Source organism: Actinosynnema sp. CS-041913 (assembly GCF_050942485.1).
Classification (GTDB): domain Bacteria; phylum Actinomycetota; class Actinomycetes; order Mycobacteriales; family Pseudonocardiaceae; genus Actinosynnema.
In genome coordinates this window covers 8,697,740-8,715,761 of sequence record NZ_CP192037.1, presented here as the reverse complement: position 1 = coordinate 8,715,761, position 18,022 = coordinate 8,697,740, and the positions used below count along the sequence as shown (strand labels likewise).

Annotated in this window: 19 protein-coding genes and 1 tRNA gene; 18 read left to right on the top strand and 2 right to left on the bottom strand. The window is 69.5% G+C overall.

All coding sequences use genetic code 11. The annotated features are described in order from the left end of the window. Positions 1–251: 251 nt before the first annotated feature. Positions 252–1,496 (bottom strand): pyridoxal phosphate-dependent aminotransferase, encoded by a 1,245-nt coding sequence (locus ACQPZF_RS39260; protein ID WP_433265884.1) that lies wholly within the window; start codon positions 1,494–1,496, stop codon positions 252–254. A 184-nt stretch (positions 1,497–1,680) separates the two neighbouring features. Here ACQPZF_RS39260 and ACQPZF_RS39255 point away from each other — a divergent pair. The 5 genes from ACQPZF_RS39255 to rplA all read left to right on the top strand — a co-directional run bounded on the left by ACQPZF_RS39255 (position 1,681) and on the right by rplA (position 4,461). Further along, positions 1,681–1,753 (top strand) — tRNA-Trp (locus ACQPZF_RS39255). A 31-nt stretch (positions 1,754–1,784) separates the two neighbouring features. Then, entirely contained in the window at positions 1,785–2,183 is a 399-nt protein-coding gene (gene secE, locus ACQPZF_RS39250; protein WP_433265882.1) for a preprotein translocase subunit SecE, read from the top strand. 70 nt (positions 2,184–2,253) lie between these two features. Beyond that, positions 2,254–3,156: a transcription termination/antitermination protein NusG gene (nusG, locus tag ACQPZF_RS39245; RefSeq protein ID WP_433265880.1), complete on the top strand. Its 903-nt coding sequence runs from the start codon at positions 2,254–2,256 to the stop codon at positions 3,154–3,156. Between the two features lie 85 nt (positions 3,157–3,241). Continuing rightward, the gene (rplK, locus tag ACQPZF_RS39240) at positions 3,242–3,676 is read left to right on the top strand and encodes a 50S ribosomal protein L11 (RefSeq protein WP_184689328.1); all 435 of its coding nucleotides are present in this window, start codon (positions 3,242–3,244) and stop codon (positions 3,674–3,676) included. Between the two features lie 68 nt (positions 3,677–3,744). After that, positions 3,745–4,461, top strand: a complete 717-nt coding sequence (rplA, locus tag ACQPZF_RS39235; protein WP_433265878.1) for a 50S ribosomal protein L1 — start codon at positions 3,745–3,747, stop codon at positions 4,459–4,461. 85 nt (positions 4,462–4,546) lie between these two features. Here the strand turns inward: rplA and ACQPZF_RS39230 are convergent, their stop codons facing one another. Then, the gene (locus tag ACQPZF_RS39230; RefSeq protein WP_433265876.1) at positions 4,547–5,284 is read right to left on the bottom strand and encodes a hypothetical protein; all 738 of its coding nucleotides are present in this window, start codon (positions 5,282–5,284) and stop codon (positions 4,547–4,549) included. Positions 5,285–5,542: 258 nt separating this feature from the next. Here ACQPZF_RS39230 and rplJ point away from each other — a divergent pair, with 258 nt between their 5' ends. From rplJ to ACQPZF_RS39165, 13 genes are all read left to right on the top strand, one after another. Continuing rightward, positions 5,543–6,100, top strand: coding sequence for a 50S ribosomal protein L10 (gene rplJ / locus ACQPZF_RS39225; protein WP_433265874.1), 558 nt, complete (start codon positions 5,543–5,545; stop codon positions 6,098–6,100). A gap of 61 nt (positions 6,101–6,161) precedes the next feature. Continuing rightward, positions 6,162–6,548 carry a 50S ribosomal protein L7/L12 gene (gene rplL, locus ACQPZF_RS39220; protein ID WP_433265872.1) on the top strand — a complete coding sequence of 129 codons (387 nt, stop codon included), beginning with the start codon at positions 6,162–6,164 and terminating at the stop codon, positions 6,546–6,548. 301 nt (positions 6,549–6,849) lie between these two features. Next, positions 6,850–7,938, top strand: coding sequence for an ABC transporter ATP-binding protein (locus ACQPZF_RS39215; protein ID WP_433265871.1), 1,089 nt, complete (start codon positions 6,850–6,852; stop codon positions 7,936–7,938). A gap of 50 nt (positions 7,939–7,988) precedes the next feature. After that, entirely contained in the window at positions 7,989–8,720 is a 732-nt protein-coding gene (locus ACQPZF_RS39210) for an MlaE family ABC transporter permease (RefSeq protein WP_433274926.1), read from the top strand. Between the two features lies 1 nt (position 8,721). Then, positions 8,722–9,561, top strand: coding sequence for an MlaE family ABC transporter permease (locus tag ACQPZF_RS39205; protein ID WP_433265869.1), 840 nt, complete (start codon positions 8,722–8,724; stop codon positions 9,559–9,561). A gap of 22 nt (positions 9,562–9,583) precedes the next feature. Beyond that, positions 9,584–10,930 carry an MCE family protein gene (locus ACQPZF_RS39200; protein ID WP_433265867.1) on the top strand — a complete coding sequence of 449 codons (1,347 nt, stop codon included), beginning with the start codon at positions 9,584–9,586 and terminating at the stop codon, positions 10,928–10,930. Further along, entirely contained in the window at positions 10,927–11,955 is a 1,029-nt protein-coding gene (locus ACQPZF_RS39195; protein ID WP_433265865.1) for an MCE family protein, read from the top strand. The genes ACQPZF_RS39200 and ACQPZF_RS39195 overlap by 4 nt, the downstream gene beginning before the upstream one ends. After that, entirely contained in the window at positions 11,952–12,980 is a 1,029-nt protein-coding gene (locus ACQPZF_RS39190; RefSeq protein WP_433265864.1) for an MCE family protein, read from the top strand. The genes ACQPZF_RS39195 and ACQPZF_RS39190 overlap by 4 nt, the downstream gene beginning before the upstream one ends. Next, on the top strand, positions 12,977–14,149 hold the full coding sequence (locus ACQPZF_RS39185; protein WP_433265862.1) for an MCE family protein: 1,173 nt from the start codon (positions 12,977–12,979) through the stop codon (positions 14,147–14,149). The genes ACQPZF_RS39190 and ACQPZF_RS39185 overlap by 4 nt, the downstream gene beginning before the upstream one ends. Positions 14,150–14,151: 2 nt before the next feature. Further along, entirely contained in the window at positions 14,152–15,303 is a 1,152-nt protein-coding gene (locus ACQPZF_RS39180; protein WP_433274924.1) for an MCE family protein, read from the top strand. After that, a complete protein-coding gene (locus tag ACQPZF_RS39175; RefSeq protein WP_433265860.1) occupies positions 15,300–16,526 on the top strand; it encodes an MCE family protein in 1,227 nt (408 codons plus the stop codon). The genes ACQPZF_RS39180 and ACQPZF_RS39175 overlap by 4 nt, the downstream gene beginning before the upstream one ends. A gap of 13 nt (positions 16,527–16,539) precedes the next feature. Continuing rightward, positions 16,540–17,046, top strand: coding sequence for a hypothetical protein (locus tag ACQPZF_RS39170; RefSeq protein WP_433265858.1), 507 nt, complete (start codon positions 16,540–16,542; stop codon positions 17,044–17,046). Between the two features lie 20 nt (positions 17,047–17,066). Beyond that, complete coding sequence (locus ACQPZF_RS39165) at positions 17,067–17,948, top strand: hypothetical protein (RefSeq protein WP_433265856.1); 882 nt, start codon at positions 17,067–17,069, stop codon at positions 17,946–17,948. Positions 17,949–18,022: the final 74 nt, after the last annotated feature.

Below are 18,022 nucleotides of genomic sequence, written 5' to 3'. Positions count from 1 at the left end.
TCCTTGAGGGATGCGGCTCGGCGAGCCGGACGACCGGACCATCGAGCGGCCCCGCGTTCCGGTTACTGGTCTTCACCGGAACGTGTCCAAAGACGACGAAAAGGCGCCCTCGGGAGGGCGCCTTCTCGTGCGGGAGCGTCGTACCGCAGGCCTGGGGAGCTGCTTCGGCTTGATCTCGCCCAGCAGGTCGGCGGGCCTGGGGCCGCTACGGCTGGATCTCGCGCGGAGCGGGTCGGCAAGTCCGGGGGCTGCTACAGCGGGATCTCGCCCAGCAGGTCGGCCATGCGGGTGATGCCGGTCTTGAGGTCGTCGTCGCCCAGGGCGTAGGAGAGCCGCAGGTAGCCCGGCGTGCCGAACGCCTCGCCCGGCACCACGGCCACCTCGGCGTGCTCCAGGATCAGCGCCGCGAGCTGCACCGTGTCGGTGATCTCCGTGCCGCGCAGCGTCTTGCCGATCAGCGCCTTCACCGACGGGTACACGTAGAACGCGCCCTTCGGCGTCGGGCACTCCACACCGGGGATCGCCGACAGCAGGTCCACGATCGTGCGTCGCCGCCGGTCGAACGCCGCCCGCATCTCGTGCGCGGCGTCCAGCGGCCCGGAGACGGCCTCCAGCGCGGCGCGCTGCGAGACGTTCGCCACGTTGGAGGTCAGGTGCGACTGGAGGTTCGCGGCGGCCTTGACGACGTCGGCGGGGCCGATCAGCCAGCCCACCCGCCAGCCGGTCATCGCGTAGGTCTTCGCCACGCCGTTCAGCACGATCGTCCGGTCCGCCATCGCGGGCACGGCGACCGGCAGCGACACCGGCTCGGCGCCGTCGTAGACCAGGTGCTCGTAGATCTCGTCCGTGATCACCCACAGGCCGTGCTCCAGCGCCCACTCGCCGATCGCGGTGATCTGCTCGCGGGAGTACACCGAGCCGGTCGGGTTGGAGGGCGAGCAGAGCAGCAGGACCTTGGTCTTCGGGGTCCGCGCCGCCTCGAGCTGGGTCACCGTCACCAGGTAGTCGGCCGACTCGTCCGCCGTGACCTGCACCGGGACGCCGCCCGCGAGCGTGATCGCCTCGGGGTAGGTGGTCCAGTACGGCGCGGGCAGCAGCACCTCGTCACCGGGGTCCAGGACGGTCGCGAACGCCTGGTACACCGCCTGCTTGCCGCCGTTGGTGATCAGCACCTGCGCGGCGGTCACGACATACCCGGAGTCGCGCAGCGTCTTGGCGGCTACGGCTTCCCGCAGCTCGGGCAGGCCGGCGGCGGGCGTGTAGCGGTGGTTCTTCGGGTCCGCGCACGCGGCCTGGGCAGCGGTGACGATGGCTTCCGGGGTCGGGAAGTCGGGCTCGCCCGCACCGAAGCCGATCACCGGCCGCCCGGCCGCCTTCAGCGCCTTCGCCTTCGCGTCCACCGCGAGCGTCGCGGACTCGGCGATGCCGCCGATCCGCTTCGAGATCCGGGGGAACGCGGAGGTGTCGGGGGCGGAGGTCGTCTCAGGTGAGGCCATGCCCCAATCGTGGCAGACGGCACAATCCGATTGGTCCCGGCACCCTCGCTGACCGGGCCGGTTGGAAGGAGGGGCACCCGGTGCCGTATGCTTCGAGTCCGGGAACGTCCAGCCGCTGCCTCACGAGCCACGTGAGGAGGGTGCAAGACGTCCTCAGCCAGGGGTTCCCCACGTGGGATCCCAAAGGGGTGTAGCTCAACTGGCAGAGCAGCGGTCTCCAAAACCGCAGGTTGCAGGTTCAAGTCCTGTCGCCCCTGCGTCGAAGCGCGATGGTGAGCGGAGGACGGCATGAGCGAGGGCCGCGAGCAGGACCAGCCGGAAGAGCGCGAGAGCGCGGCCCGGCCGGTCACCGCCGCTGCACGCCGCGAGCGCCGCGGTTCCGTGCGCCCGGCGGGTCGCAAGGACTCCGCCGCACGTCCCTCCGAGGCCGACTCGGACGCCGCGGAGGAGAAGAAGGGCCGCCCCACGCGCGCCAGGGGTGACCAGGAGAAGCGGCCGGGCATCTTCGCGAGGATCGTCCGCTACGTCCGTGAAGTGGTCAGCGAGCTGCGGAAGGTCATCTGGCCGACCCGCAAGCAGATGATCACCTACACCTCGGTCGTGTTGGTCTTCGTGGCCTTCATGGTGGCGTTGGTGTTCGGCCTGGATTCGGCCTTCGCCTGGGGCGTGTTCAAGGTGTTCGCCTGAGTCGAACACCCGCCGCCGCCCGAGGGCAGCGGCTGGAGCACGTGATGCATGAAAGGAAGCGAGACCCACAGTGACCTCCGAGAACGGCGTTGACGCCCAGGAGCTGACCGACCTGACCGACGGGCAGGACCTCGACGGTGGCGTCGAGGACGTCGAGCAGGACGAGGCGACGGAGGACACCGCGGAATCCGCGCCCGCTGTCGAGTCCGGCGGTGACGTCGAGTCGGGCGGCGACATCGAGTCCGCCGCCGTCGAGTCCGGTGCCGTCGAGTCCGGCGGCGATGTCGAGTCGGGCGGTGACGTCGAATCCGGTGGCGACATCGAGTCCGCCGCCGTCGTCGACGAGACCCCGATCGACGCCGAGCCCGCCGACCCGGCCGCCGAGATGCGCGAGGCCCTGCGGCACGCGCCCGGCGACTGGTACGTCGTGCACTCGTACGCGGGCTACGAGAACAAGGTCAAGACCAACCTCGAAACGCGCATCCAGACGCTCGACATGGAGGACTACATCTTCCAGGTCGAGGTGCCGACCGAGGAAGTCACCGAGATCAAGAACGGCCAGCGCAAGCAGGTGCAGCGCAAGGTGCTGCCCGGCTACATCCTGGTCCGGATGGAGCTGAACGACGCCTCGTGGAGCGCGGTGCGCAACACGCCGGGCGTGACCGGCTTCGTCGGCGCGACCTCGAAGCCGTCGCCGCTGACCCTCGACGAGGTGCTGAAGTTCCTGCTGCCCCAGGTCGAGCGGGAGAAGCCGGCCGCGGGCAAGAAGGCCTCTTCCACCCCGACGAAGACGGCCGTCGAGGTCGACTTCGAGGTCGGCGAGTCGGTCACCGTCATGGACGGCCCGTTCGCCACGCTGCCCGCGACGATCAGCGAGGTCAACGCGGACGGCCAGAAGCTGAAGGTCCTGGTGTCGATCTTCGGCCGCGAGACTCCGGTCGAGCTGTCGTTCAGCCAGGTCTCCAAGATCTGACCGGTCCCTACTGGCGTAGGGGCCGGCAGCCACGCTGCGGCCGGCAGGGCCGCGCGCGGACACCGCAATATGAGGAAGCACTGAGATGCCACCCAAGAAGAAGAAGCTCGCAGCGGTCATCAAGCTGCAGATCAAGGCCGGGGCCGCGAACCCCGCGCCGCCCGTCGGCCCCGCGCTGGGTCAGCACGGCGTCAACATCATGGAGTTCTGCAAGGCGTACAACGCGGCGACCGAGTCGCAGCGCGGCACGGTCGTGCCCGTCGAGATCTCCGTGTACGAAGACCGCTCGTTCGACTTCAAGCTCAAGACCCCGCCGGCCGCGAAGCTGATCCTCAAGGCCGCCGGTGTCGAGAAGGGCAGCGGCGAGCCGCACCGCGTCAAGGTCGCCAAGGTGACCATGGACCAGGTGCGCGAGATCGCGCAGACCAAGATGGTCGACCTGAACGCGAACGACGTCGACCAGGCCGCGAAGATCATCGCCGGCACGGCCCGCTCCATGGGCATCACGGTCGAAGGCTGATCTTTCCCGAAACCCGTGGGAGAGCCACGCGCTGGCTCGTCACCACAACTGTTGTTAAGGACAGAAGCATGAAGCGCAGCAAGGCGTACAAGAACGCTGCCGAGCTGGTGGACCGGGAGCGGCTGTACTCGCCGCTGGAGGCCGCCAAGCTCGCCAAGGAAACGTCCAAGGTGAAGCTGGACGCGACCGTCGAGGTCGCCATCCGACTCGGCGTCGACCCCCGCAAGGCCGACCAGATGGTCCGCGGCACCGTGAACCTGCCGCACGGTACGGGCAAGACCGCCCGCGTGATCGTCTTCGCGACCGGTGACAAGGCCGCCGAGGCCGAGGCCGCCGGCGCGGACGCGGTCGGCTCCGAGGATCTGATCGAGCGCATCCAGGGTGGCTGGCTCGACTTCGACGCCGCGATCGCGACCCCCGACCAGATGGCGAAGGTCGGCCGCATCGCCCGCATCCTCGGCCCGCGCGGCCTGATGCCGAACCCGAAGACCGGCACCGTGACACCCGACGTCACGAAGGCCGTGGTGGACATCAAGGGCGGCAAGATCAACTTTCGCGTCGACAAGCAGGCGAACCTGCACCTGGTGATCGGCAAGGTGTCGTTCGACTCGGAGAAGCTGGTCGAGAACTACGCGGCGGCGCTGGACGAGATCCTGCGCGCCAAGCCGTCCGCGGCGAAGGGCCGCTACCTGAAGAAGGTCACGGTCTCCACCACGATGGGCCCGGGCATCCCGGTAGACCCGAACCGCACGCGCAACCTGCTGACCGACGAAGCCACGATCTGACCCGGCTCCCGCTCAGCGGAAAAGCCCCTCGGCCTCCCGCCGAGGGGCTTTTCCCTTGCCTGGCCCGGGTCCGTCGGTCCGGCGGTCAGCCGGTGCGGCAGTCGGCGGGCTGCGCCTCGTAGTCGGTGATCGCCCACGCGCCGCTCGGCTCCAGCTTCGTCAGCACGAACCGCCCGAGGCGAGGACCGCCGCGCACGTCCAGATCGCAGGAGGAGACCTCGACCCTGGTCACCTGCTGCCCGGTGTCCACGGGGTAGGCCTTCTCGTACTGGTCGACGTTCGTGACCTGCTTCTTCAACATGTGGATGGCCGACTCGCAGTCGGGTGCGCCGATCGCGTCGGCGAACTTCTTCTTCGCCGCGCCGTCGCGCGCGAACAGGAGGCAGCCCTGGTCCGCGATGTCGTGGCCCACGTGCTGGTACAGCCTGCCGATCGTGCCGTTCAAGCCCCAGGGCGTCTTGGGGATCCGGGCCACCTGCTCCTGGTTGCCCTGGGCGCGCGGTTCACCGCTTTCGTCGCTCGTGCCGAAGTAGTGGTTGTAGGCGATCGACAGGATGAGCAGCACCACCAGCAAGTAGATCAGCCGCCGGAACGCCTTGCTGCCCAACAGGATCAGCCACAGGGGCTTGCGCAGGGGCTTGGCCGGCGCGGCGGGTGGGGGTGCGATCGGCGGCGGGGTCGACGTGCCCGGTGGGAGGGCTTGGACGCCCTGGGTCTGCTGGAAGCGCTGGTACTCCTGGAACCGTTGGAACTCCTGGAACTGCCGGAGCTGTTCCGGGTCCAGGTCCGGGGGCGGCGGGTTCCTCGGTGGCTCTTCGGTCACGGGTCACATCATGCCGATTTGGAGCCGCCGGGACACGTCCCGTACCCTGAATAGCGGTTCCACCGAAGACCGCTGGTCTTCCCGCTCCCCCCAGGGTGCGGGGACGAAGGGTTCGCTTGGCGAACGGCCCGCGCAGGAGGACGAGGTTCGTTGGGTGCGCGAGCACCCGTCCGCCCCGTGCTGCTGTGCGCCGGGGCGTTTTTCATGCCTTCTCTTCGGTTGGCCGGTGGTCACCCACAGCCCAGAGAGGAGGCGATCATGGCGAAGCCCAGCAAGGTCTCGGCCGTCGCCGAGCTCACGGACAAGTTCCGCGGTAGCTCGGCCGCTGTCGTCACCGAGTACCGTGGCCTCTCCATGGCGCAGCTCACCACGCTGCGTCGCGCTCTCGGCGCGGGCACCACGTACACCGTCGCGAAGAACACGCTGGTCAAGCGGGCCGCTGAGGATGCCGGCGTGTCGGGTCTGGAAGACCTGCTCGTCGGCCCGACCGCCATCGCCTTTGTCGAAGGCGAGCCGGTCGACGCGGCCAAGGCGCTGCGTGACTTCGCGAAGGACAACAAGGCCCTGGTCATCAAGGGCGGCTTCATGGACGGCCGCCCGCTCTCGGTCGACGAGGTCACCGCCATCGCGGACCTCGAGACCCGTGAGGTGCTGCTCGCCAAGCTGGCGGGCGCGATGAAGGGCAACCTGGCCAAGGCCGCGGGTCTGTTCAACGCCCCGGCCTCCCAGGTCGCCCGCCTGGCCGCTGCCCTCCAGGAGAAGAAGGCCGCGGAGGCGCCTGCCGCCGCCGAGGCCGACGCTCCGGCCGAAAGCTGATCACCCGACACACTCCGCGTCCCGGCCGCAGTTCGGGCGTTGACAGAAAGGACCGCCGATCATGGCGAAGCTCAGCACCGACGAGCTGCTCGACGCGTTCAAGGAGATGACCCTCCTGGAGCTGTCGAAGTTCGTGAAGGACTTCGAGGAGACCTTCGAGGTCACCGCCGCGGCTCCGGTCGCCGTCGCCGCTGCCCCGGCCGCCGGTGGCGCTGCCCCCGCCGAGGAGGAGAAGGACGAGTTCACCGTCGTCCTCGAAGGCGCCGGCGACAAGAAGATCCAGGTCATCAAGGTCGTCCGCGAGGTCGTCTCGGGTCTGGGCCTGAAGGAGGCGAAGGAGCTGGTCGAGTCCGCTCCGAAGCCGCTGCTGGAGAACGTGGCGAAGGACGTCGCCGACGCCGCCAAGGAGAAGCTGGAAGCGGCCGGCGCCAAGATCTCGCTCAAGTGATCTTCGCGCCCCTGGCGCATGCTTGAACGGCTCGTGAAGAGGGCGGGCACCCCATCGGGGGTGCCCGCCCTCTTCGTTGTCGGGGACCTCATCGGGGTGCGCTCTCTTTGTCGCCGTGGCTGTCCCGGAGAGCCATCCGGGGCCCTTCGGAGGGCCGTGTGGGGTGGATCTCAAGGTTATGTTTCCGTTACCGGCGCTAACCCAACTGGGGAGTAACCACTTCAGGCGGGGCTCGTTGCACGGGTATGGCGTCCTGCTGCGCGGGGCTGTCGGGCGTGGTGGCCGGTGACCTGGAGGTGCGATGGGCGTCGAGGTGGTCGTCGAGGGCCTGACCAAGTCCTTCGGCAAGCAGACCATCTGGCGGGACGTCACGCTCACCCTGCCGCCGGGCGAGGTCAGCGTGATGCTCGGTCCGTCCGGAACCGGCAAGTCGGTCTTCTTGAAGTCGCTCGTCGGATTGCTGAAGCCCGAGCGCGGCAAGATCACCATCAATGGCACCGACCTCGTCCGCTGTGCCGAGCACAAGCTGTACGAGATCCGGAAGCTGTTCGGCGTCCTCTTCCAGGACGGCGCGTTGTTCGGGTCGATGAACCTGTTCGACAACGTCGCGTTCCCGCTGCGCGAGCACACCCGCAAGACCGAGGCCGAGGTCCGGCGGATCGTGCTGGAGAAGATGGAGATGGTCGGCCTGGTCGGGGCCGAGAAGAAACTACCCGGGGAGATTTCCGGCGGTATGCGCAAGCGCGCCGGGTTGGCTCGGGCGCTGGTGTTGGACCCGGAGATCATCTTGTGCGACGAGCCCGATTCCGGGCTCGACCCGGTGCGCACCGCCTATCTCTCGCAGTTGTTGATCGACCTCAATTCGCAGATCGACGCAACCATTCTGATCGTCACGCACAACATCACGGTGGCGCGCACCGTGCCGGACAACCTCGGCATGTTGTTCCGGCGTGAACTGGTCATGTTCGGGCCCCGGGAAGTGCTGTTGACCAGTGACGAGCCGGTGGTCGAGCAGTTCCTCAACGGGCGGCGGATCGGGCCCATCGGCATGTCCGAGGAGAAGGACCAGGCCACGATGGCCGCCGAGCTGGCGCACAAGGAGGCCGGGCACGCGGACGGGCCGCCCGACGAGGACGTGCGCGGGGTCGTGCCGCAGCTTGAGCCGACGCCCGGTCTGCCTCCCCGTGGTGCTGTCCGGCGGCGCAAGGACCGGGTCATGAGCATCATCCACACGCTGCCGCCCGAAGCGCAGCAGGGGATCATCGCCAGTCTCACGCCTGACGAGCAGCGGCACTACCGGGTGTTGGCCGGGGTCGACCTCGGCGCGGCGACGGTGCCCGGCACCCGGCAGACGCCCAGCCCGTGGCCTCGGCAGGGGGGCGTGCTGTGAGTTCGCCGGCGACCTTCCCCGGCGTCGGCGCCCTGCGGGAGACGGGCCGGATGTTCGCGCTCGGCATCGACGTCACCCGCAACGCGTTCCGGCGCCCGTTCCAGGTGCGCGAGTTCATCCAGCAGTGCTGGTTCGTGGTCAGCGTGACGGTGCTGCCCACGGCGCTGGTGTCGATCCCGTTCGGCGCGGTCATCGCGCTCCAGATCGGTTCGCTGACCCGGCAGATCGGCGCGCAGTCGTTCACCGGCGCGGCGAGCGTGCTGGCGATCATCCAGCAGGCCAGCCCCATCGTGACCGCCCTGCTGATCGCGGGCGCGGGCGGTTCCGCCATCTGCGCCGACCTCGGCTCGCGGAAGATCCGCGAGGAGATCGACGCCATGGAGGTGCTGGGCGTCTCGCCGATCCAGCGCCTGGTGGTGCCCCGCGTGCTCGCCGCGATGCTGGTGTCCGTGCTGCTCAACGGCATGGTCAGCGTCGTCGGCGTGATGGGCGGCTACTTCTTCAACGTGATCCTCCAGGACGGCACGCCCGGCGCGTACCTCGCCAGCTTCTCCGCCCTCGCGCAGCTACCCGACCTGTGGATCTCCGAGATCAAAGCGCTGATCTTCGGCTTCATCGCGGGCATCGTGGCCGCCTACCGGGGCCTGAACCCCGCGGGCGGGCCGAAGGGCGTGGGCGACGCGGTGAACCAGGCCGTGGTCATCACGTTCCTGCTGCTGTTCTTCGTGAACTTCGTGCTGACCACGATCTACCTGCAGGTCGTCCCGGCGAAGGGGAGCTGAGATGGCCACGGTCAACAGCCGGTTCCGGAAGGCGGCCAACGCCCCGCTGTCCCTGCTGGACACGTTCGGCGACCAGCTCTGGTTCTACCTGCGCGCGCTCGCCTGGACGCCCCGCACGCTGCGCCGCTACCTGCGGGAGACGCTGCGGCTGCTGGCCGAGGTCAGCTTCGGCTCCGGCGCGCTCGCGGTCATCGGCGGCACGATCGGCGTGATGGTCGGGTTGTCGGTGTTCACCGGCACCGTGGTCGGCCTCCAGGGGTTCACCGCGTTGAACCAGATCGGCACGTCCGCGTTCGCGGGCTTCGTGTCGGCCTACTTCAACACCCGCGAGATCGCGCCGCTGGTGGCCGGTCTGGCGCTGTCGGCCACGGTGGGGTCCGGGTTCACCGCCCAGCTCGGCGCGATGCGGATCTCGGAGGAGATCGACGCGCTGGAGGTCATGGGCATCCCCAGCCTGCCGTTCCTGGTCACCACCCGGATCATCGCGGGCTTCATCGCGATCATCCCGCTGTACGTGATCGGCCTGCTGACCTCCTACCTCGCGGCCCGAATAATCACCGTCGAGTTCTACGGGCAGTCGGCCGGCACCTACGACCACTACTTCAACCTCTTCCTACCCCCGGTCGACGTGCTCTGGTCGTTCGGCAAGGTGCTCGTCTTCGCCGTGGTGATCATCCTGACGCACTGCTACTACGGCTACCGCGCCAGCGGCGGACCGGCGGGCGTGGGCGTCGCGGTCGGCCGGGCGGTGCGCACCGCGATCGTCACCACCAGCCTGTTGGACTTCTTCCTCAGCATGGCGATCTGGGGCACCACGACGACGGTGAGGATCGCCGGATGACCATCTTCTCGGCGGAGGCGGCATGGTGCTGAAGCGACGGCTCCTGGGCGTCGTGTTCCTCGCGGTGATCGCCCTCTTCCTCACCCTCACCGTGGCGCTGTACAACGACGCCTTCACCAAGGTCGTGAAGGTGACGCTGAAGACCGACCGGGTCGGCAACCAGTTGCTGGTCGACTCGGACGTGAAGGTCCGGGGCATGATCGTCGGCGAGGTGAAGCAGATCCGCACCTCCGGCGACGGCGCCGAGCTGGAGCTGGCGCTGCGCCCCGACCAGGTCGAGCACATCCCCGGCAACGTCTCGGCGCGGCTGCTGCCCAAGACGCTGTTCGGCGAGCGGTACGTGAACCTCGTGCTGCCGCAGCGGCCCGACCTGGGCGACCACCTGGCCGAGGGCGACGTCATCGAGCAGGACCGCTCCAGCAGCGCCATCGAGCTGGAACGGGTGCTGGACGACCTGCTGCCGGTGCTCCAGGCCGTGCAGCCGGAGAAGCTGGCCACCACGCTGACCGCGATGTCGCAGGCGCTGGACAACCGGGGCAAGCCGCTCGGCGAGACGCTGGTGCAGCTCGACGCCTACCTCGGCGAGCTGAACCCGCAACTGCCCAAGCTCAAGGAGGGCATCAGCCGGCTCGCGGACGTCTCGAACGTCTACGCCGACGCCGCGCCCGACCTCGTCCAAGCCCTCAGCGACGCCACGGTCACCAGCCGCACGCTGGTCGACCAGCGGGACAAGCTGCTGGCCATGTACGGCACGCTGACCACCACGTCGGTCGACCTGACCAGCTTCGTCACGGTGAACAGGAACAACCTGATCCAGCTCGCCGACGTGTCGCGGCCGACGCTGGAGCTGCTGGCCGAGTACGCGCCCGAGTACCCGTGCCTGCTCAAGGGCCTGAGCGAGTTCAAGCCGATCATGGACCAGGTGTTCGGCAAGGGCACGAACGAGCCGGGCCTGCACATCACGCTGGAGATCACCGCCAACCGCGGCAAGTACGAGCCGGGCAAGGACGAGCCGGAGTACGCCGACAAGCGCGGCCCGCGCTGCTACGACATCGTGCCGCGGCCGGACCCGTTCCCGCAGTACCCGCCGGAGGGCGCGGTCAAGGACGGTTCGACGCCGCCGCCGCCCGCGCGGGTCGCGAACGACGGCGTGCTGCCGCCCGCCACCGGCTTCAACGCGATGGGCGACACCACGTCCCCGTCGTCGGTCGGCGGTTTCCAGGCGCCCAGCCTGGCGAACTCGCCGGAGGAGCAGGACTTCCTGGCCGCGCTGCTCGCGCCCCAGTTCGGTGTCCGGAAGTCGGAGATGCCGAGCTTCACGGCGTTGCTGCTGGGGCCGCTGTACCGGGGAGCGGAGGTGACGGTGTGAGGTCCCTGGTCGCGCCGCTGGTCAAGCTGGCGATCTTCGCCGCCGTCACGATCCTCGCGACGACGATGCTCGCGGTGACCATCTCGAACGTGAACTTCAACGGCGCCACCACGTTCACCGCCCGGTTCACCGACGTGACGGCCCTCAACGAGGGCGACGACGTCCGCATCGCGGGCGTCCGGGTCGGCCAGGTCGAGGGCATCGCGGTGGTGGACCGCCGGATCGCCGAGGTCGAGTTCTCCATCGACGGCGAGCGCACCCTGCCCGCCTCGGTGACCGCGACCATCAAGTACCGCAACCTGGTGGGCCAGCGGTACATCGCGCTGGAGCACGGCGTGGGCGACTCGTCCGCGCTGCGGGCGGGCGACGTGATCCCGCTGGAGCGCACCAAACCCGCGCTGGACCTGACCGTGCTGTTCAACGGCTTCAAGCCGCTGTTCCAGGCGCTGAACCCGGAGGACGTCAACCAGCTCTCCAGCGAGATCATCCAGGTCCTGCAGGGCGAGGGCGGCACGATCGACAGCCTGCTCCGGCACACCGCGTCGCTGACCTCGACGCTGGCCGCGCGCGACCAGGTGATCGGCGAGGTCATCGACAACCTGAACGCCGTGCTGGACACCGTGAACAGCCGTACCGACCAGGTGTCGACGCTGGTCACGACGCTCCAGGAGCTGACGACGGGGCTGGCGGGCGACCGGCAGCCGATCGGCGAGGCGATCAGCGCGCTGGGCGACCTGACCAACACCACGGCGGGTCTGCTCGACGAGGCTCGGCAGCCGCTCAAGGACGACATCGCGAACCTCGGCCTGGTGTCGCGGACGCTGGCCGACAACGAGGCGATCGTGGAGGGCGTCATCCAGCGCCTGCCGAACAAGATCGAGGCCATGGCGCGCACCGCGTCCTACGGCTCCTGGTTCAACTTCTTCCTCTGCGAGGCCACCGGGCAGGTCGCCGTCCCGCCGGTGATCAACGACCCGATCCCGATCACGGCGCTGCCGGTCACGCAATCGAGGTGTCGCCCGTGAGAAGAGAGCGGAACCCCGTCACGGTCGGCGCGGTCGGCCTGACCGTGATCGCGCTGCTGCTGCTCGCCGCCTTCTACTCCGACGACCTGCCGATCATCAGCGGCGGCACCACGTACTCGGCGGAGTTCACCGAGGCCGCGGGCCTGGTCCCGGCGAACGAGGTGCGGGTCGCGGGCGTGAAGGTCGGCAAGGTCACCAAGGTGGAGCTGGCCGGCGACAAGGTGCTGGTGTCGTTCCGGGTGAAGGACGCCTGGGTGGGCGACCGGTCGACGGCGACCATCCGCATCAAGACCCTGCTCGGCCAGAAGTTCCTGGCGCTGGACCCGCAGGGCTCGCAGCCGCTGGACCCCGGCGACCCGATCCCGCGCGACCGCACGCTGTCCCCGTACGACGTGCAGGAGGCGTTCAACGGCCTCGCGTCCACGGTCGGCCAGATCGACACCAAGCAGCTCGCGGACAGCTTCCAGGTGCTGTCGGAGACCTTCGAGGGCTCGGCGGGCAGCGTCCGCGGCGCGTTGGACGGCCTGTCCGCGCTGTCGAAGACGATCTCGTCGCGCGACGAGCAGCTCGCGGAGCTGCTGGCCAACACCAAGCAGATCACCCAGACCCTGTCCGACCGCAACGAGCAGTTCGAGAAGCTGCTGGCCGACGGCAACCTGCTGCTCGGCGAGCTGCGCAAGCGCAAGGACGCGATCGGCGCGCTGCTCACCGGCACCCGGGAGCTGTCCAAGGAGCTGTCCGGCCTGGTCGCGGACAACAACGCGCAGCTCAAGCCCGCGCTGGAGCAGCTCGACCGGGTGGCCACGATGTTGCAGCGCAACCAGGACACGCTCAGCCGCGGCCTGGCGCTGATGGCCCCGTTCTACCGGGTCTTCGCGAACACGCTGGGCAACGGCCGGTGGTTCGACGTCTACATCTGCGGCCTGCTGCCGCCCGCGGTGAACCTGGGCGTGGTCGGCTTCAACGAAGAGGGCTGCCTGCCCCCCGGCGTGCAGCGCTCGGCTCCTTCCGGGGGTGGGAAGTGACGGCGACCAGTCGCGTGGGACGTGGCCTCGGACGGGCCCTGGCGATCGCGTGCGTGCTCGCGCTCGTCGCCGCGGCGGCGATGTGGTGGGCGTTCTCCGGGGTGAACAGCCGCAAGGTGACCGCGCTGTTCGGCGCGGCGGTGGGTGTCTACCCCGGCTCGGACGTGCGGGTGCTCGGCGTGCGGATCGGGTCGATCGAGGACGTCGAGCCGCAGGGCGAGCTGGTCAGGGTCACCATGTCGATCGACCGCACGGTCGAGGTGCCCGCGGACGCCCAAGCCGTCGTGGTCGCGCCGAGCGTGGTGTCCGACCGGTACGTGCAGCTTGCCCCCGTGTACACCGGTGGGCAGACCATGGGCGACAACGCGATGATCCCGCGCGAGCGCACCGCGACCCCGGTCGAGCTGGACGAGCTGTACGCGAGCCTCGACAAGCTGACCACCGCGCTCGGCCCGAACGGCGCGAACAAGGACGGAGCGCTGTCGGACCTGCTCGACGCGGCGGCGAAGAACCTCGACGGCAACGGCCAGGCGCTCGGCGACACCATCAAGCAGCTCGGCGACGCCACCCGCACGCTGTCCGGCTCGAAGGACGACCTGTTCGGCACCGTGGACAACCTCCAGAAGTTCACCGGCATGCTGGCCGCGAACGACAGCCAGGTCCGCGACTTCAACCGGCAGCTCGCCGAGGTCGCCGGGTTCCTCGCCGACGAGCGGGAGAACCTGGCGGGCGCGCTGACCGAGCTGGCCACCGCACTGGGTCAGGTGCAGGGCTTCATCAACGACAACCGCGCGGTGATCAAGTCCAACGTGGACAAGCTGACCGGCATCACGCAGGTGCTGGTGGACCAGCGGGCGGCGCTGGCCGAGACGCTGGACGTGGCCCCGCTCGCGCTGGGCAACCTGCAGAACGCGTACAACGCGGCGTCCGGCACGCTCGACACCCGGGCCGACATCAACGAGCTGAACCAGCCGCCGATCGTGCTGGTCTGCAAGCTGATGCAGTCCGTGGAGCCGGGCAGGGTGCCGTTGCCGCTGTCCCAGGCGTGCGCGCAGCTTGAGCCGATCCTGTCCGGCGCGGTGCCGTTGAAGACGCCCGCCGAGGTGATCGGCGACCTGTCCCAGGGCAAGGTGCCGTTGCCCCTGCCGCTCGCGGGGGTGCCCCGGTGACGATCAGACGACTCGCCCTGCTGGCGTCCGCCGGGCTGCTCCTGGCCGGCTGCGGCGCGGGCGGCTTCGACGGCGTCTACAACATGCCGCTGCCCGGCGGCGCGGACGTGGGCGACCACCCGTACTCGGTGAAAGTCCAGTTCAAGGACGTCCTGGACCTCGTGCCGCAGGCCGGCGTGAAGGTCGATGACGTGCCGGTGGGCCGCGTGGACCGGATCGACCTGGCCGCCGACGGCTGGACCGCCGAGGTGACCGTGCTGGTCAACGGCGGTGTCCGGCTGCCCGCGAACGCGATCGCCAAGCTGCGCCAGTCCGCGCTGCTCGGCGAGAAGTACGTGGAGCTGGCCAAGCCCGCCGAGGGCCGCGAGGAGGGCACGCTCGCCGACGGCGCGACCATCCCGGTGGAGCGGACCAACCGCAACCCCGAGGTGGAAGAGGTCTTCGGCGCGCTGTCCATGCTGCTCAACGGCGGCGGCATCGCCCAACTCCAGAACATCAGCCGCGAGCTGAACGCCGCCCTGGAGGGCAACGAGCCGGAGATCCGCTCGCTGCTGGCCAACCTGAACACGCTGGTCGGCGAGCTGGACGAGCACAAGACCGAGATCACCAGGGCCCTGGACGGCATCAACCGGCTCGGCGGGACGCTCAACGCGCAGCGCGCGCAGATCACCGGCGTGCTGGACGGGTTGGAGCCCGGCCTGAAGGTGCTCAGCGAGCAGCGCGCCCAGTTGGTGACCCTGCTCCAGTCGCTGGACGCCCTGTCCGACGTCGCCGTGGACACGGTGAACCGGTCGAAGGACGACATCGTGGCCGACCTGAAGGCGCTGGCACCGACGTTGCAGAAGCTGGTCGAGGCGGGCACGAACCTGCCGAACGCGTTCGAGCTGCTGCTGACCTACCCGTTCCCGGACTCGGCGGTCGACGGCATCAAGGGCGACTACACCAACCTGTACGCCGACGTGGACCTGAACCTGGGCGCCATCGTGGACAACCTGGGCCGGTCGCGGCAGAGCCCGCTGCCGACGCTGCCAGGCATCGACGGCAACGCGCCGTCCCTGCCGCTGCCGCTGCCCAACCTGCCGCTGCCCGGCGTGGGCGGCGGCACCGGCCTCGGTGACCTGCTGGGCGGGCTGCTGGGAGGTGGTCGGCGGTGATCCCCGGCAAGGTCAAGCTGCAGATCGGCGTGTTCGTGCTGGTCGCGCTGGTGGGCGTGAGCTACGTGGGCGCCCGGTACGTGGGCCTGGGGCGGGTGTTCGGCGCGTCCGGCTACGTGGTGACCCTGCAACTCGCCGACTCCGGCGGGGTGTTCACCAACGCCGAGGTCACGTACCGGGGTGTCGCGGTCGGCCGGGTCGGCGAGATGCGCCTGACCTCCGACGGCCTGGACGTCGACCTGGACATCGACCCCAGCGCGCCCCGCATCCCGGCCGACCTGGAGGCCGTGGTCGCGAACCGCTCGGCGGTGGGCGAGCAGTTCGTCGACCTGCGCCCGCGCGGCGAGGACGGCCCGTACCTGGCGGCCGGCTCGGTCATCCCGAAGTCCGCGACCAAGACCCCGCCCCCGGTCGACGGCCTGCTGACCAACCTGGACGCGTTCGCCAAGTCCGTCCCGACCGACTCGCTGCGCACCGTCGTGGACGAGCTGGACAAGGCGTTCAACCAGACCGGCCCCGACCTCCAGGTGCTCCTGGACAACACGCGCACGTTCACCCAGGCCGCCACGCAGCACCTGCCGCAGACCAAGGCGTTGATCAACGACGGCCTGATCGTGCTCAACACCCAGGCGACCCAGGGCAGCGCGATCCGGTCGTTCAGCACGGATTTGAAGGCGCTGGCCGAGGAGCTGAAGAACTCCGACGGCGACCTGCGCCGGCTGATCGGCATCTCACCCCAGGCGGCCGAACAGCTCTCCGCGCTGCTCCGGGAGTCCGGGCCCAACCTGGGCGTGGTCATGGCGAACCTGCTGACCACCGGCAACATCCTGGTGACCAGGCTGGACGGCCTGGAGCAGATCGCGGTGACCTACCCCATCGCCGTGGGCGGGGGGTTCAGCGTGGCGAAGGGCGACGGCACCGGCGCCCACTTCGGCTTGGCCGTCAACGTCTTCGACCCGCCCCCGTGCACCGTGGGCTACGAGGGGACCAAGATCCGCCAGGGCACCGACACCAGCCCCGTGCAGCTCAACACCCAGGCGTACTGCGCGCTGGCCCGGGGCAGCGCCACCGCCGTGCGCGGTGCGCAGAACGCGCCCTACGGCGGCACACCCACGACGCCGACCGGCAACGAGACGTCCCAGCCCGGCCGGGAGCCGTCCGGGCAGCGGCCCGAGGCGCCCGTGCTGACCAGCCTGGGACAGCTACTCGGACTGCCGGGCTGAGTTGGAGGACACCGTGCGACGTTATTTCCTGCCGATCACGGCGGTCCTGGTCGTGCTGGCCGCGGGCTACGCGATCTGGGCCGGCGTGTCCTGGTTGAACTCCACGACCAACGACTCGGTGGAGTTCTCCCGGGAACGCGAAGAGGTGCTGCGGGTGGGCCGGGTCGGCCTAGCGAACTTCACGACCCTGGACTACAAGAAGGTGGACGAGGACCTGAACCGCTGGCTCGACTCGTCCACCGGCGACCTGCGCACGGAGATCGAGTCGAGCCGCGACGGTCGTAAGAAGCAGATCGAGGACGCCAAGACGGTCACCGTCAGCCGGGTGCTCGACGCGGCGGTCACCGACCTGGACGCGAGGGCGGGCAAGGCCCACCTGATAGCCGTGGTCGAGACGACGGTGACCCCGGACAGCGGCCAGTCGGTGAAGAAGGTCAACCGGTACCAGACCGACCTGACCCGCACCGACGCCGGCTGGAAGCTCAGCGCACTGGGGCCGGTAGCGGCCGGCGGCGCGTGACCGAGGATCGGACCAAACCCATGCCACCCACCCGCCGCCGCCCAGTCCCGTCCCCGCCGACCGGCCGCCCCCGGGTCGCCGGCCTCCGCAAACGCCCGGACCTGCGGACACCGGACCCCACCCCGACCGAGTCCTCGGTCCAAGACACTTCGGCCCAGGACACCGCCGTCCACGACACCCCGGTCCAGGACACTCCGACCCAGGACCTCACCCCGTCCCCCTTCGTGGAGGACGTGGCCGACAAGCCGAGCCCGACCCCGACCCCGAAACCCCGCCCCACCGGCCGCCGAAAGCGGACGGGGCAGACCGTCGGCACGAGCGTCCTGACCGAACGCAGGGCCCCCAAGCCGACCGAGCCCACCGCCACGACCAGCACTTCGCTACCCATCGCGCTGGTCGTGCTAGCGGCCGTGCTGGTGGGCCTGGGCGTGTGGCTGCAAGGCCGGGCACACGGCGAGACGCAACACAACGAGGCCCTGGTGGACAGCGCCGGGACGACCGAGGTGTCAGGCCAGGTGCGAGAGGCCGTCGAAAAGGCCTTCTCGTACAACTTCGCCGACGTGGGTTCGACCGAGAAGGCCGCCAACGAACTCCTCATGGGCAAGGCGAAGTGCCAGTACAACGCCATCTTCGGCCCCGTGAAGACGCTGGCCCCGGAACAGAAGCTGGTGGTCACGGTGAAGGCGGTGTCCAGCGGCGTCACCGCCCTCGACAACGACCGGGCAACCGTCCTGCTGTTCCTGGACCAGGTCACAACGAGGACGACGGACGGCCAAAGCGGCGGCGGCATCGCCATGATGAGGGCAGGCGCCCAGAAGACAGACGGCCGCTGGAAGGTCGACAACATGGAAATGTTCGGCCCCACCGGCGACCAGTCCGCCGAACTGGCCAAGTGCAACTAACCCACACCCGAAGCCCATCGCCCTCAGCCCTAACCCAACGCCGAAACGCGAGCTTCACGCTCTCGCCCTTGGCG